General features: G+C 62.4%; 14 protein-coding genes. 5 read left to right on the top strand and 9 right to left on the bottom strand.

All coding sequences use genetic code 11. The features are described from left to right. Positions 1-24: 24 nt before the first annotated feature. Positions 25-1,248: a glycosyltransferase 87 family protein gene (locus HMPREF2526_RS05285; protein ID WP_070511152.1), complete on the top strand. Its 1,224-nt coding sequence runs from the start codon at positions 25-27 to the stop codon at positions 1,246-1,248. Between the two features lie 72 nt (positions 1,249-1,320). Here the strand turns inward: HMPREF2526_RS05285 and HMPREF2526_RS05280 are convergent, their stop codons facing one another. Genes HMPREF2526_RS05280 through HMPREF2526_RS05270 form a run of 3 tightly spaced genes read right to left on the bottom strand, consistent with a single transcriptional unit; the run spans position 1,321 to position 3,557 of the window. After that, positions 1,321-2,457, bottom strand: coding sequence for a glutamate--cysteine ligase (locus HMPREF2526_RS05280; protein ID WP_070546239.1), 1,137 nt, complete (start codon positions 2,455-2,457; stop codon positions 1,321-1,323). A 48-nt stretch (positions 2,458-2,505) separates the two neighbouring features. After that, entirely contained in the window at positions 2,506-3,276 is a 771-nt protein-coding gene (locus tag HMPREF2526_RS05275) for a LytR C-terminal domain-containing protein (RefSeq protein ID WP_118779488.1), read from the bottom strand. A gap of 26 nt (positions 3,277-3,302) precedes the next feature. Continuing rightward, complete coding sequence (locus tag HMPREF2526_RS05270; RefSeq protein WP_070511158.1) at positions 3,303-3,557, bottom strand: DUF3263 domain-containing protein; 255 nt, start codon at positions 3,555-3,557, stop codon at positions 3,303-3,305. 16 nt (positions 3,558-3,573) lie between these two features. Between HMPREF2526_RS05270 and HMPREF2526_RS05265 the strand changes: the two genes are divergently transcribed. The 4 genes from HMPREF2526_RS05265 to HMPREF2526_RS05250 are packed head-to-tail and all read left to right on the top strand — an operon-like array spanning position 3,574 to position 7,471. Then, entirely contained in the window at positions 3,574-4,188 is a 615-nt protein-coding gene (locus tag HMPREF2526_RS05265; RefSeq protein ID WP_070516170.1) for a peptide deformylase, read from the top strand. Further along, entirely contained in the window at positions 4,188-5,186 is a 999-nt protein-coding gene (locus HMPREF2526_RS05260; protein ID WP_070546236.1) for an N-acetylglutamate synthase, CG3035 family, read from the top strand. The genes HMPREF2526_RS05265 and HMPREF2526_RS05260 overlap by 1 nt, the downstream gene beginning before the upstream one ends. 5 nt (positions 5,187-5,191) lie before the next feature. After that, a complete protein-coding gene (locus HMPREF2526_RS05255) occupies positions 5,192-6,001 on the top strand; it encodes an exodeoxyribonuclease III (RefSeq protein ID WP_070511166.1) in 810 nt (269 codons plus the stop codon). 6 nt (positions 6,002-6,007) lie between these two features. After that, positions 6,008-7,471, top strand: coding sequence for a phospholipase D-like domain-containing protein (locus tag HMPREF2526_RS05250; RefSeq protein ID WP_049154686.1), 1,464 nt, complete (start codon positions 6,008-6,010; stop codon positions 7,469-7,471). Positions 7,472-7,518: 47 nt separating this feature from the next. Here HMPREF2526_RS05250 and HMPREF2526_RS05245 read toward each other — a convergent pair whose 3' ends face one another. The 6 genes from HMPREF2526_RS05245 to HMPREF2526_RS05220 are packed head-to-tail and all read right to left on the bottom strand — an operon-like array spanning position 7,519 to position 12,787. Continuing rightward, positions 7,519-7,983 (bottom strand): hypothetical protein, encoded by a 465-nt coding sequence (locus HMPREF2526_RS05245; RefSeq protein WP_070511170.1) that lies wholly within the window; start codon positions 7,981-7,983, stop codon positions 7,519-7,521. Next, positions 7,983-9,350 (bottom strand): AAA family ATPase, encoded by a 1,368-nt coding sequence (locus HMPREF2526_RS05240; protein WP_168163150.1) that lies wholly within the window; start codon positions 9,348-9,350, stop codon positions 7,983-7,985. Before HMPREF2526_RS05240 ends, HMPREF2526_RS05245 begins: the two co-directional genes overlap by 1 nt. Before the next feature lie 34 nt (positions 9,351-9,384). Continuing rightward, entirely contained in the window at positions 9,385-10,560 is a 1,176-nt protein-coding gene (locus HMPREF2526_RS05235; protein WP_070511172.1) for a multidrug effflux MFS transporter, read from the bottom strand. Then, the gene (locus HMPREF2526_RS05230; protein WP_070511174.1) at positions 10,557-11,321 is read right to left on the bottom strand and encodes an ABC transporter permease; all 765 of its coding nucleotides are present in this window, start codon (positions 11,319-11,321) and stop codon (positions 10,557-10,559) included. The genes HMPREF2526_RS05235 and HMPREF2526_RS05230 overlap by 4 nt, the downstream gene beginning before the upstream one ends. Next, the gene (locus tag HMPREF2526_RS05225) at positions 11,321-12,259 is read right to left on the bottom strand and encodes an ABC transporter ATP-binding protein (RefSeq protein ID WP_070511176.1); all 939 of its coding nucleotides are present in this window, start codon (positions 12,257-12,259) and stop codon (positions 11,321-11,323) included. Before HMPREF2526_RS05225 ends, HMPREF2526_RS05230 begins: the two co-directional genes overlap by 1 nt. Positions 12,260-12,298: 39 nt before the next feature. Then, on the bottom strand, positions 12,299-12,787 hold the full coding sequence (locus tag HMPREF2526_RS05220) for an NUDIX domain-containing protein (protein WP_070511178.1): 489 nt from the start codon (positions 12,785-12,787) through the stop codon (positions 12,299-12,301). Positions 12,788-12,823: the final 36 nt, after the last annotated feature.

Below are 12,823 nucleotides of genomic sequence, written 5' to 3'. Positions count from 1 at the left end.
GGTGGTCAGACGAGGAGAGTCGACGTGAAGAAGCTGCAAGGCGTACCAACGATGTGTGCTGTCCTCGCACTGGGCATCGCGGTGATGGTGTACAAGATCATCCAGTTCGATGGCCACAAGGCCTTCACCTTCATCCTCCCCTTTGACCTCGCCATCTATCGCATGGCTGGCGAGGATCTCAACGCCGGTGGCCTGCTGTACGACGCCCCCTATATCTTTGAATTCCCTTTCACTTACCCACCCTTTGCGGGCCTGTTGTTCAAGGTCTTGCCGTTCTTCAGCAAGGACGCGCTGACCATTATCTGGCCTTCGCTCATGTTCTTGGCTGTGCTGGCCATCATCGTCATGATCTTCCGCGAGCGGGGCGTGAAGATGACCCCGGCGGCCGTCCTCATCGCGGTGCTGCTTACCGCGCTGACCCCGGCGAATGAGACCATGCACGGGTCGCTGTACTACGGGCAGGTCAACGTCTTCCTCATGTTGCTCGTGGCCTTTGACTTCCTGCCTATCAAGCGCCGCCTGCCGGGCGTGGGCATTGGCCTGGCGGCCGGAATCAAGCTGACCCCGGCGTACATGGGCCTAGCTCTGCTCTTTGAGAAGCGCTGGTGGGCTGCCGCGGGCGCGGTGATCACCTTCCTCGTCACGGTGGTGCTCGGATTCCTCTTCGTTCCTGATGCGATGGTGTTCTGGACCGATGCCATGTTCAACTCATCGCGTGTGGGCGAGCATGCAAACCCCGGGGCGAAGTCGCTGCGCTCGCTCATGTTCCGCGAGCTCGGCATCGACGGCGGCATCTGGTGGATCCTGGCGGTCATCGTGGTCTTCGCGCTGACCTGCCTGGCGCTGCGCACCGCCTACCTGCGCGGCAACCGCTCGGCGGCCTTCGCTCTGACGGGCCTGAGCACCTGCTTGGTCTCCCCCTTCTCGTGGTACCACCACTTCGTGTGGACCATCCCCTTCATCGTCATGGTCTTCGTCTCGGTTAACCAGGCGGTGAGCTCGCGTGTGTCCGGCAAGGGCGGTGAGCAGCTCGCGGGGCTTGCCTCCGTGGCGGCCTTGTTCGTGCTCTCGCTGCCCTTCATGTCAGTGCCCGTGTGGTTCACCATGTCCTCAGCCAACCTCGATGCGATCGAATCCTTCCAGCCGTGGGCAACCTCGCTGTGGACACTGTCCTGCCTAGCTTTCATCGTGGTCTACGCCGTGTGGGGCTTCATCGCGCCGCGCAAGCGCGCAGCGGAAAAGAGCTAAGGGTCGGTTCGATCAATTAAGGCCCTGAAAACCACCAATTTTCTGGCCTTAATTGATCGTTCGGCACTTACTCTAAAGCGGCAAGAGCCGCTCCATCTCATCCGCAGTGGCCTCAACCACCTTCTGCCAGCTGCCGGTCTCCTGGTACAAACGGCGCTGGCGCTCATAGCCCGCCCCGCCATCGATGATCTCCTGCACCAGCTGCAGCTCCCGGGCGCAGCCCAGCTCTTCCGAGAGCGGAGCCAGCTCCACCAAGAGATCCGCCAGCTCATCCTTGATCCAGCGTTCATCGGTCTCGCGCGAGGTGATGACCAGCGCGTCCATGCCATAGCGCGCGCCGCGCCACTTGTTCTCCGCCACGTGCCACGGCTGCAGCGTGGGCAGCGTTTCGCCGGCGTCGATCATGCGGTCATAGTGCACCACGAGGCAGTGTGTCAGCGCCACGATGGCGGAGAGCTCGCGGAGGTTGGAGGCGGCGTCGGAAATCCGCACCTCCACCGTGCCCCACTTGGAGGCCGGGCGGACGTCGAAGTGCATCGAGCCAGTGTGGTTGATGACTCCCGAAATAGCCTGGTCCCGCATATAGGACTTCCACTGCTCCCAGTTCTCAAACTGGTAGGGCATGCCCGCGGTGGGCAGCTGCTGGTAGAGCATCGTGCGGTTGGAGGCATAGCCGGTATCGAGCCCCTCCCACCCCGGCGAGCAGGCGGAAATTGCCAGCAGGTGGGGGTACTTGGTCATCAGCGCATTAATGATGGGCCACACGCGGTCCTCGTGGCTGATGCCGACGTGCACGTGCGTGCCCCACAACAGCATCTGCTGCCCCCAATACTGGGTGCGGTTGATAATTTCGGAGTAGCTCTCCTTGTTGGAGACGGGGTTCTTCCGAAAGTCCGTGAAGGGGTGCCCGCCCGAGGCCCACAGGCGCACACCCAAGGAGTCGGCCGCCTCACGCACGGCGCTGAGCGACGCCCGCAGGTCCCCCATCGCCTCCGGCACCGTCCGGCACACCCCGGTTACCAGCTCCACCGTGTTTTGGAGGAATTCCTTTTCCAGGTGGATGTCGGGATGAGCAGCGCGCACGCGGTCGATGAGTTCAGCGCCGCGTGGCACGAGATCCCAGGTCGCTGGATCAACGAGGGCAACTTCCCACTCAACACCCAGCGTGGGCTCGGGCGAGCGGGCGAAGTTCTCTTCCGGAATATTCACCCATTCATCCTATCCGTCGGGCGGATGAATTTAATAAGATTTTATTCCCTAGGCTTGGGGAACCGCGAGGACAACCACGACGGCATCGCCCTTGGTGTAGTCCCCGGTCAGCTCGGCCGGGTACGGGGCAATCGCTTCCGCCGGTACGTTGGCACCGTAGTACTGGGCGGCAACTTCCTTGGCGAGGCTCTCGGCGGCCGCATCCCCCTCCGGGAAGTAGACGGTGGTCTTCGGAGCCACGAGGACGTCGCCGCTGATATTGCCCACCTCGGCGATGTGGAAGTGCTGGGACTTCAGGCGCTCGGCCTCATCGGCAGCGAAGTTGGCGCGACCGGAGTTGTTGTAGACGTTGACGGGGATCTCCGCCTGGGCTCGGTCGGGGCTACCTGCGGCAGCGCCTTCCTCAGCGTTGTCGTCGCGGGCAGCGTCACGCTCGGCTTCAGCATCGCCGTCTGCGCCAGCCTCGGCGTCAGCACCGGCAGCATCCGACTCCTCGCGGTTCTTGTCCGCCTCTCCTTCCGCGCCACCGGCGGCAGCACCGTCACCCTCGGCGCCGCCAGTCGCGGGGCCGGATACGACAGCATCGTTGCCTGCCGGCGCGTTCTGCGCGGTGTCCTCCGAATCATCAGAGGTCATGGCATAAAGCGCCCACATGCCGAGCATGACGGCAACGGCGATGAGCACCATGGCGAGCCCGCGCAGGGGGAGCTTGCTCGCAGGAGCGGCAGCGGCGGCCGGGGCGGCAGCCGCGTCAGAATCGGCGGCGTGGCGCGCGTGGTCAGCGGACGAGGCAGAGTTTTCCGGATTCACATTAGTCACATTGGCAACTTTAGTATCTGATTCGCTCAGTCTGGGGCATTATCGCGTGCGGCGCGCCGGACGTCGTCGCGGACGTCGCGAAGCCGGCGCAGGCGGGTGACCAACAGCGGGTAGGAGGCGTGCGCCGCGGGGTCATCCAGGAGCACGTTGAGGCGCTGGTGATAGCGCACCGGAGTGATGTCCAGCTGCGTGCGGATGGCCTCCTCCTTGGCGCCGATATCGCGCGGGGCGTGGGACTCGAACTCCAAAATCGCGGCGTCTAGGTCTGACAGGGAGTGCATGCTTAGACTGTATGCCATGACTATTCGTCCCATCGTTATCCACGGCGACCCGGTCCTCCACAATCCCACCGAGCCGGTCACCGAAGCCATCGACTCTCCTGAGCTACAGGAGCTCATCGCGGACATGCACGAAACCATGGACGCCGCGCACGGAGTTGGCCTGGCCGCTAACCAGATCGGCGTGAACAAGCGCCTCTTTGTCTACCACTGCCCCGACACCGACGGCCCCAATGGCACCGAGCTTCCCGACGGCGGCATGCGCCGCGGCTGCGTCATCAACCCGGTGCTGGAAACCTCCGAGATCCCGGAGACCATGCCGGCTGACGACGGCTCCGAGGACGAAGGCTGCCTCTCCGTCCCCGGCGAGGGTTTCCCCACCGGCCGCGCCGACTGGGCCCGCGTGACCGGCAAGAACGAGAAGGGCGAGGACATCTCCATCGAGGGCTACGGCTTCTTCGCGCGCATGCTGCAGCACGAAACCGGCCACCTCGACGGCTTTGTCTACACCGACGTGCTCACCGGCCGCTACAAGCGCCAGGCCAAGAAGGTCATCAAGCGCAACGGGTGGACCGAAGCCGGGCTTACCTGGCTGCCGGGCGAGGACGAGGACCCCTTCGGGCACGACGACTAATGTCCCGCATCTTCCGCTCCGATGACGTCTCCGTGGGCGAGCGCGTCGTGGCCCGGCGCGATTTCGACGGCGTGTACAGCGATGTCATCGGCCATGTGCTCAGCCTGGATCCGCTGCTCATCCGGCCACAAGAGGTCGGCGGCTACCCGTCTTCGCTCGACGCGGTGGAGATTCCGCCGGAGCAGCTCAAGATTATTAAGCGCCTCTCGCCGCGCACGGTCCGCAACTCCGATATCCGGGCCGTCGAGGTGGCCACCGCGGCGGCCTTTCCCGGCAAGGAGCACACGTGGACCTCGGATGGCCAGTGGCTCATGCGCGCTGGCGACGGCGTGACCGGCCGCTCCAATTCGGCGATCCCGCTGGGACCTTCCGCGGGTTTCCTCCCGGTGCCGATGGAGGAGATCGAAGCGTTTTATGCCCGCCACGATCTGCCCGTGTGCCTGGCCATTCCGGAGCGCATCGGTGCCTCCGCGGAGAAGCTGCTGGCGGCCGAACCCGAAGCCTGGCAGCTCGAACCGGAGATCCTCGTGATGGTGCGCGATTTGGCAGATCTCCCTGCCCCGGGGGACGTCAGCTTCCGTATCGACAAGCAGCCCGATTCCGAGTGGCTCGACCTCTACCACTTCCGCGGTCAGGCCCTGCCGCCGTTGGCCCTGGAGTACCTGCGCAGCCGCATCGACGGGACGATGGGCTTTGGGCGCCTGCTCGCCCCGACGGGTGAGACCATCGCGATTACGCGGGGCACGCTGACCGAATCCGGTGACGGCACCGTGTGGCTGGGCTATTCCGCCGTGGAGGTCGCCGAAGGTTGGCGCCGCAAGGGACTGGGAACCGCGCTGGGCGCGCACATGCTGGCCTGGGGCAAAGCCCAGGGTGCTGAGAAGGCCTATCTGCAGGTCGTGGCAGGTAACACGGCCGGGATTCGGCTCTATGAGAAGCTCGGCTTCCTCGAGCAGCACCGCCACCGTTACGCCCGTCGCCTGCCTCAAGTACCCTAAACCACATGCGCATCGCTACCTGGAACATCAACTCCGTCCGCACCCGCGCCCAGCGCGCGGTGGACTTGCTGGCCAAACACGACATCGACGTGCTCTGCCTGCAAGAAACCAAGGTGGCGGATGCGAAGTTCCCCCGCGAGCCTTTCGAGGAGGCCGGCTACCACGTCACCTGCCACGGCCTGAACCAGTGGAATGGCGTGGCCATCCTCTCCAAGGAAGAACCGGAGGAGGTCCAGACCTTCTTCCCCGCTCAGCCGGGTTTCCACAAGGACCCCGCCAAGGAGCAAAAGCGCGAGGCCCGGGCGGTCTCAGCCCGCATCCGCGGGATTGAGATCTGGTCCCTCTATGTTCCCAACGGGCGCGAGATTACGGACCGGCACTTCGATTACAAGCTGGACTTTCTCTACTCCTTGGCGCGCTATGTGGAAACCCGCGCGCAATCGAAACTACTGCTCACGGGCGATTTCAACATTGCTCCACGGGATGAGGACGTCTGGGACATCTCTCTTTTCCGCGGCAAGACGCACGTTACCGAGCCCGAGCGCGCGGCTTTCCAGATGCTTCAGGAGGCCGGGCTGCAGGAGGTTACGCGCCGTTTCACCGAAGAGGAGCGCTGGACTTACTTTGATTACAAGTCCCTGCGCTTCCAGAAGAACGAGGGCATGCGCATCGACTTCCAGCTAGCCAGCGAGCCACTAGCGCGCCTCGTCCAGGGCGCCCAGGTGGACATGGTGGAGCGCGCCGGTGACAAGACTTCCGACCACGTGCCGCTGATCGCAGATTTCGATGTCCCCGATTTCGCGTCGGTGCGCTAGCCTGCCATGAACGTGAACGTCGATCTCTCCGTCTGGCAGCTCGTGCTGCTGGTTATTGACTACGGCATCAAGATCATCGCCATCGGCGTGGTCCCCGAGGGCCGCCGCCCCTCCAGCTCTACCGCCTGGCTGCTGGCCATTCTGGTGCTGCCGATCGTGGGGCTGCCGCTGTTCTTGCTCATGGGCTCGCCCTACATCAACCGCCGCCGTCACCGCATCCAACAAGAGGCCAACGCGCTTCTCAACGACGTCACCGCCTCCACCCCCAACCATCCCTCCGGCCGGCTTTCCCCGGAGGTGGAATCCCTCATCCAGCTCAACCGCAACCTCACCGGGCACCCGGCCCTCATCGGGCACAACAAGGGCCTCCACGCCTCCTATGAGGAGGCCATCTTGGCCATGGCGCGGGCCGTGGACCGGGCTGAGAAATACGTGCTCATTGAGATCTACATCCAGTCTTGGGATGAGGTGACCGATGTTTTCTTCCAGTCCTTGGCGCGCGCCCGCGAACGCGGCGTGGAGGTTAAACTGCTGCTGGACCAGATCGGCAGCCTGAAATACAAGGGCTACTTCACGCTGGGCAAGCGCCTCACCGAGATTGACGTCGACTGGCGGCTCATGCTTCCGCTGCAGCTGCATAAGGGACGTTTCCGCCGCCCGGATTTGCGCAACCACCGCAAGATCGTGGTCATTGACGGCCACACGGGCTTCTTGGGCTCGATGAACATGATCAAGCGTGAATACAAGACCAAGGACCGCGCATGGATCGACTACATGGTCGAAATGACCGGACCGGTGGTCACTTCGCTCGCCGCGGTGTTCGCGGTGGATTGGTATCTGGAATCAGAGGAGCAGCTGTCCTTGGACATGCAGCCCTATGACGACGCCATGACGGCGGACTCCAACCACCTCCAGCTGGTCCCCTCCGGCCCCGGCTACACCACGGAACCCAACCTGCGCATGTTCAACTCGGTGGTGCACCACGCAAAGGAAAAGCTCATCCTCTGCTCGCCCTACTTCATCCCGGATGAGTCCCTCTTGGAGGCGGTGACCACCGCCTGCTACCGTGACGTCGAAGTGGAGCTCCTAGTGTCCGCGAAGGCGGACCAGTTCATGGTCCACCACGCGCAGTCCTCCTACTACCAGGCGCTCCTGGAGGCCGGCGTACGGATCTTCCAATTCCCCGAGCCCTTCGTGCTGCACTCCAAGTTCATCCTGGCGGACCCGGGCCTGCCGGAGCGCGAACCGCTGTGCATGTTCGGGTCTTCCAACATGGATATGCGCTCCTTCGGCCTCAACTATGAATCGACCATGCTGGTGGCCAAGGGCGACCTCATCGAGGATTTCACCCAGCTGGCCACCAATTACAAGAAGGTCTGCCACGAGCTCACCCTCGAAGAGTGGAACGAGCGCGGCGTGCTGCGCCGCTACGTGGACAACGTCATGCGCCTGACTTCAGCGCTGCAGTAGGAGCACGCCCGCGAGCTCGATTTGCCTCGCCCTTGATTGGGCATGACCTATCCAGAATATGCACCCAGCGCCGCATCGTATGTCCACACTTCTGCGGTAATTCCGGTGGCGCGCTTATACAGCTCGCGCTCAGTCAGAATACAAAGGTCGCCGCCACCAACCTGCTGAGTCATCATATCCACCATTGATAGACCCGCACGGTGCCTTGAGACGAGCTCGGTGATGAACTCCTTGTTCCACTGAAAGTCATGCAGGATCCATGGGGCTTGTTGATGGGCGGTCAGCTCTAGCATCTGGGAAAATTTTTCCGCAATATTGCGCCTCACGTCGCCCTGCGGAAGCTGCGCAATGTGATTTCCGGTTTCAATCACCGCGGTAATCGGCAGGATGAACTTCGCGTTCTCACTTTGGCGTTCCGCAAAATCGATTTTGGCTTGTTCTTTAGCTTGGCATTTGTGAGGGATCGCAAGCAGGTTATCCAACACAGAGGTATCGATGAAGTAAACGCGCATCAGCCGATCCCAAAAAGCCGATTCATGTTCTCGAAACTAGTCTGCGTTTCGGTGTCATCGACTAATTCACCAGCGGTGACCGCAGCACCCAAGCTGTGCTTGGAAATGGATTCCACGAAATCCGGTAACTCCACCAAAGGCGAGAGCTCGCTTTGCCCGGTTCTGCTATCCCGGTAGCACACTGCTACCTGACCGTTTTTCTCCCCAGAAATCTGGTCCAAGATGGCAGGACTGTGGGTCGTGACAAGAACCTGCGAGTCATGTTTGCGTGCGGATTCGCTAAGCATCTGCATAACTCTTTGCGCCTGCGAAGGGTGGAGCCCGTTTTCCATTTCTTCGACGACAATTTGAGCTACTGGGTTCTCTACGTCATCACCAAGTTCAAGTGGCTGTTCGATATCCAAGTCCTTGGGCGCAGTTTTAAGCGCCGTTGCAATTGCGAGGAATCGGAGGAGACCATCGCTCATTTCACGAGCAGGCGTTCTTTCTTGCTTTCCATCTTCGAAGTGTTCCACGAGGGTCAGCATGACTTCGTCCAACGGGGAGTCAATAAAGTCCAGTGTGGAATCCACTCCAGTCACGTGAGCGGCCAGCTGCCCTAGCTCTTGGAAAGTCTTGGGGGAATCCTTGTGCAACTGCCACAGCACCGCCGAGAGGTTCTCACCGCTACGCTTCAGCTGCGTGCTCTTCCTTGGAACGTAATCCCGCATAAGGCTGGGGACTGGATCGAGGTGAAACACTGATCGAAGCGCCATGGACACAATCGACGCCCCTTTCAACACTGAATTCTCTGCACGGTTCTTTCCCGCAAGCACCGCTTTAATCTGTCCCAAGATAAGGCGAGAGTCACGCAAGAGTGTGGTGGGGTTTGCCCCACGCTTTCCGCTAAAAATTAACGTGTAGATCCCAGCTCGGTTGTCTGCTGCCGGCTGGGTCTTAAACAACTCTGCATCGCTAGTGCGGGTGCCGCTCTTTACGGAATATCCGGTACCCACGAGGCTTTCTTTGACAACACGCAACTCCGGATATACCTGAACCTCGACGTCATAGCGGTACGTATCTGTCCCAGATTCAACGGTACAGCCCAGTTCAAAGCTCTCGGTGCCATGCGGGGCGCAACCACGAGAGCCACCTCGGATCGGGCCGGTTTGGGTCATGCGCCCATCAAGTGCGTCTCCTAGTTCTGCCCCCGATGCCAAGCGGGACAAAACCTCCAGCCCATCCAAAGCATTCGACTTTCCAGAACTGTTTAGGCCAGTCAGAAAAGTGACTGGATGCAGAGTCAATACAGCATCTTGGAAGGACTTGAACTTGCTCAGGCGAAGCTCAGCGAGACGTGGGGTAGCCATGCGGCCAATAATACGCATGAACGCTCTCTGCGTTGTGCACATCTGTTGAACTTCACGCAGCTCCACGAGCCAGACGCGTGGACACCACGAGGCCGCACAGCGAGATGAAGCTGCAGCACACCATGCCGATGGCCATGGTCAGCGCGGCGTTCGAGCCCCAGCCCATGAGCGGGCTGATGGCACTGGCTAGCATGGACTGCCCAAAGCCCATGATCGCGGACACGCTGCCCGCCCGCGGGCGCATCAAACCCGTGGCCAAGGCGGTGGCGTTGCCCATAATGAAGCCGGTCGGTGCCACGCAAGCAAAAAGCACAATGAGGCAGACCCACACCGGGGCGCCGAGCAGTACCGCCAGCAGGAGGAGCACCCCGCAGACAAAGACACCGGTCACGCCGATGCGCAACATGACCGCCGGGGAGACCGAATCCATCGCCCGCGAATTCACCAGCGTGGCCGCAAAGAGGCCCACGGAGTTGATGCCGAAGATCAGCGAATAGCCCAGCGGTGAAAAGCCCCACTGTTCTTGCACCACGAAGGCCGAGGCGGAGATGTAACAAAACATCGAGCAGAAGCCGAAGGCCATGGTCACCAGGTAGCCCCAGACCCGGGCGTTAGTCAGCACCGCCCAGTAATTGCCCGCCACCGTGCGCAGCAACCCATCGCGAGAGCGGCCGCCCGCAGTTTCCGGGACGATAGCGATGGCCAGGACCAACTGCACCGCATGCAGCCCGGCAAGCACCCAAAAAATGCCGCGCCAGCCCAGCGGCTCCGCCAGGATGCCGCCCAGTACCGGGGCTACCGCAGGAGCGATACCTTGGAGCGCCATGAGCAGTGAATAGGCTTTCGCCGCCGCGGCACCATGCACGAGGTCCGGGACCACCGCGCGGGAGAGCACCACGCACGCACCGCCGCCGAGGCCCTGCAGCACGCGGGCCACGACGAGCACCGAGGCCGTCGGGGCCATCGCCGCTAACACGGAAGCCAGCAGAGCGAGAAAGGCGCCGGCGACAAGGAGGCGCTTGCGCCCGATGGCATCAGACAGCGGGCCCATGACGAGTTGGCCCATGCCCATGCCGACGAAGAAGCCCGAAATGGTCAGCTGCACCATGGCCCGGGTGGTGCCCAGATCGGCGACGATCTCCGGCATCACCGGCAGGTACATATCAGTAGCGAAGGGCGCTGTTGCGGACAACAGCGCCAACGTCGCCAGAAGCGGAAAAGGGATCACGCGTCGCGCTGCTCCAGCACGATAACGCCCAGGATCCACAGCACACCAGCCCAGCCGAAGAAGACGAGGGCCTCAAAGCCAATCGAGCTCCACGGGGCGTTCTCATCCACGTAGTCCAACGCCCAGTTCTGGAAAGCAGTAAACGGCATGAAGTGGATGATCTTATCTCCCACTACCGGGAGCAAACGCACCAAGTTTTCCAGGCCCATGTACAAGATGAGGGAAATCGCCACCGTGCCGGCGGTCTGCCGTAGCAGCAGACCCAGCCCCTGCACGAAGAGCACCGCGCCAAAGGCCGCGATGGGGAAGGCCCACAGCATGTGCTTGCCGTCGTCGCTGGAGAAAGGCTGGAAGGCCTCCGCCGCGGATTCGTTTGCCGTGAGATCCGCCAACACGAAGATGTACACCAATCCCAAGAAGGCGATGACAGCCGCAATCACGCCGTACACCACCAGTTTGGCGCAGGCCACGCTCCAGCGATTCGGGTTGGCCAAGAAGGTGAGGGATTGCGTCTTGTAGCGGTACTCCGTGGTCACCATCATCGCGCCCTGGATCATCATGATCGGCACGCCCATGAGCAGGAGGACGGAGGCCAGGCTCATCGGCTGCAGCGGGCTAATGCCGAGCACCGCCTCCCCCGCGTTGAGCGAGTTCAGCAGCGTCCAGCCGGTCACGATGAGGAAGATGAGCGCGGTGGTCCACCAGAAGGACTTCGTCGTGCGCAGCTTCGTCCACTCCGCGTGAACAGTGTTGAAAAACATTAGAACTGGGCCCCTTTCTGCGGTGCCTCCGCTTGGTACTGCACCGCGCGATCCGTCATGGCCACATAAGCCTCCTCCAGTGAGGCGCGGTGGAGGGTCAATTCCGTCAGCGGCACTCCCGTGGAATAGGCCAGCTTGCCCACGTAGTCTGTGGTCTGGTGAGGGATCACCAGCGTCGGGCGCTGCTCTTCATCGACCGACTCGCGGAAGGTCACTCCAGCCTCCTTGAGCGCCGAGCCGAACTCGCGCAGGTGCTCCGAACGCACCACAACCGAAGCGCTGGAGTTTTCCTTCACAAAGTCATAGGTGCGCTGATTGGCCAAGAGCCTGCCGCGGCCAATGACCACCAAGTGGTCCGCCGTCTGCGCCATCTCCGCCAGCAGGTGGGAGGAGATGAGCACCGTGCGGCCTTCTGCCGCCAGCGCCCGCACGAGCGAGCGCACCCAGCGAATACCTTCCGGATCCAAGCCGTTGACCGGCTCGTCCAGGATCAGCACGCCCGGATCCCCCAGCAGTGCGGCAGCCAGGCCGAGGCGCTGGCCCATACCGAGGGAGAAGCCGCCGGCCTTCTTGCCAGCAACATCAGCCAGCCCCACCAGGCCCAGCACCTCATCGACGCGGGAGGTAGGGATACCGTTGGCCTGCGCCATCCACAACAGGTGGTTGGCAGCGGTGCGGTTGGCGTGGACCGCTTTGGCGTCGAGAAGCGCGCCCACCTCACGCAGCGGGTTCTTCAGCTCGCGGTAGCGCTTGCCGTGCACCAGAGCGGTGCCAGCGGTGGGCTTGTCCAAGCCCAGGATCATGCGCATCGTCGTTGATTTTCCAGCGCCGTTGGGCCCCAGAAAGCCGGTCACTTGGCCCGGCTCCACCTGGAAGGTGAGGTCATCGACGGCGCGGACAGACTTGTACTGTTTGGTCAGTCCGGCTACTTCAATCATGTCCTACAGCGTGCCACAGGTTCCTGCCGCGCGCCTGTATCACCTGGTGATGTCTTCCCAGTACTTCAACAACCGCGGCAGCGCTTCCCGGAAGGGCGCTAAGAGTTCTAGCTCTTCTACCTGGTTAAACGGGACCCAGCGCAGCTCGGCGGATTCTTCGTTAGCGGTCGTGGCCAAGCGCTGCCCCGAGACCGTCCGCGCCAACACCGTGGTATAGGTCCAGCCTTCCTCGAAGGGCCCGGCAGTGACGATGGCATCCAGCACCTCAACGTCTGCCGGCGAGATTCCGGTTTCCTCCTCCGTCTCCCGCAGCGCGGCCTGCTCCGGCGACTCCGGTTTATCCCGCGCACCGCCCGGGATTCCCCAGGTCCCACCGTTATTCGTCCACGTCGCGCGATGCTGGAGCAGTACCTCATCCCCCGCCACGAGGAAGAGGCCAGCAGCTCCAAACTTGCCCCACACCGGCACCCCGCCCGGGCCCTTCGACCAGCCATCACCGGAAAGTTCTGGGTTAACGCGTGCACACATGCCTTACACGATACGCGACAAACTCCCCGCGCCAAC

This window comes from Corynebacterium sp. HMSC070E08 (genome assembly GCF_001808895.1).
Lineage (GTDB): Bacteria > Actinomycetota > Actinomycetes > Mycobacteriales > Mycobacteriaceae > Corynebacterium > Corynebacterium hiratae.
This window is presented reverse-complemented; position numbering and strand designations above follow the sequence as displayed.

Bases quoted from the DNA above. Each gene is read 5' to 3' on its own strand.
- HMPREF2526_RS05270 (WP_070511158.1), bottom strand. From the start codon at position 3,557: ATGCACTCCCTGTCAGACCTAGACGCCGCGATTTTGGAGTTCGAGTCC.
- HMPREF2526_RS05265 (WP_070516170.1), top strand. From the start codon at position 3,574: ATGACTATTCGTCCCATCGTTATCCACGGCGACCCGGTCCTCCACAAT.
- HMPREF2526_RS05260 (WP_070546236.1), top strand. From the start codon at position 4,188: ATGTCCCGCATCTTCCGCTCCGATGACGTCTCCGTGGGCGAGCGCGTC.
- HMPREF2526_RS05255 (WP_070511166.1), top strand. From the start codon at position 5,192: ATGCGCATCGCTACCTGGAACATCAACTCCGTCCGCACCCGCGCCCAG.
- HMPREF2526_RS05250 (WP_049154686.1), top strand. From the start codon at position 6,008: ATGAACGTGAACGTCGATCTCTCCGTCTGGCAGCTCGTGCTGCTGGTT.
- HMPREF2526_RS05245 (WP_070511170.1), bottom strand. From the start codon at position 7,983: ATGCGCGTTTACTTCATCGATACCTCTGTGTTGGATAACCTGCTTGCG.
- HMPREF2526_RS05240 (WP_168163150.1), bottom strand. From the start codon at position 9,350: ATGCGTATTATTGGCCGCATGGCTACCCCACGTCTCGCTGAGCTTCGC.
- HMPREF2526_RS05230 (WP_070511174.1), bottom strand. From the start codon at position 11,321: ATGTTTTTCAACACTGTTCACGCGGAGTGGACGAAGCTGCGCACGACG.
- HMPREF2526_RS05225 (WP_070511176.1), bottom strand. From the start codon at position 12,259: ATGATTGAAGTAGCCGGACTGACCAAACAGTACAAGTCTGTCCGCGCC.
- HMPREF2526_RS05220 (WP_070511178.1), bottom strand. From the start codon at position 12,787: ATGTGTGCACGCGTTAACCCAGAACTTTCCGGTGATGGCTGGTCGAAG.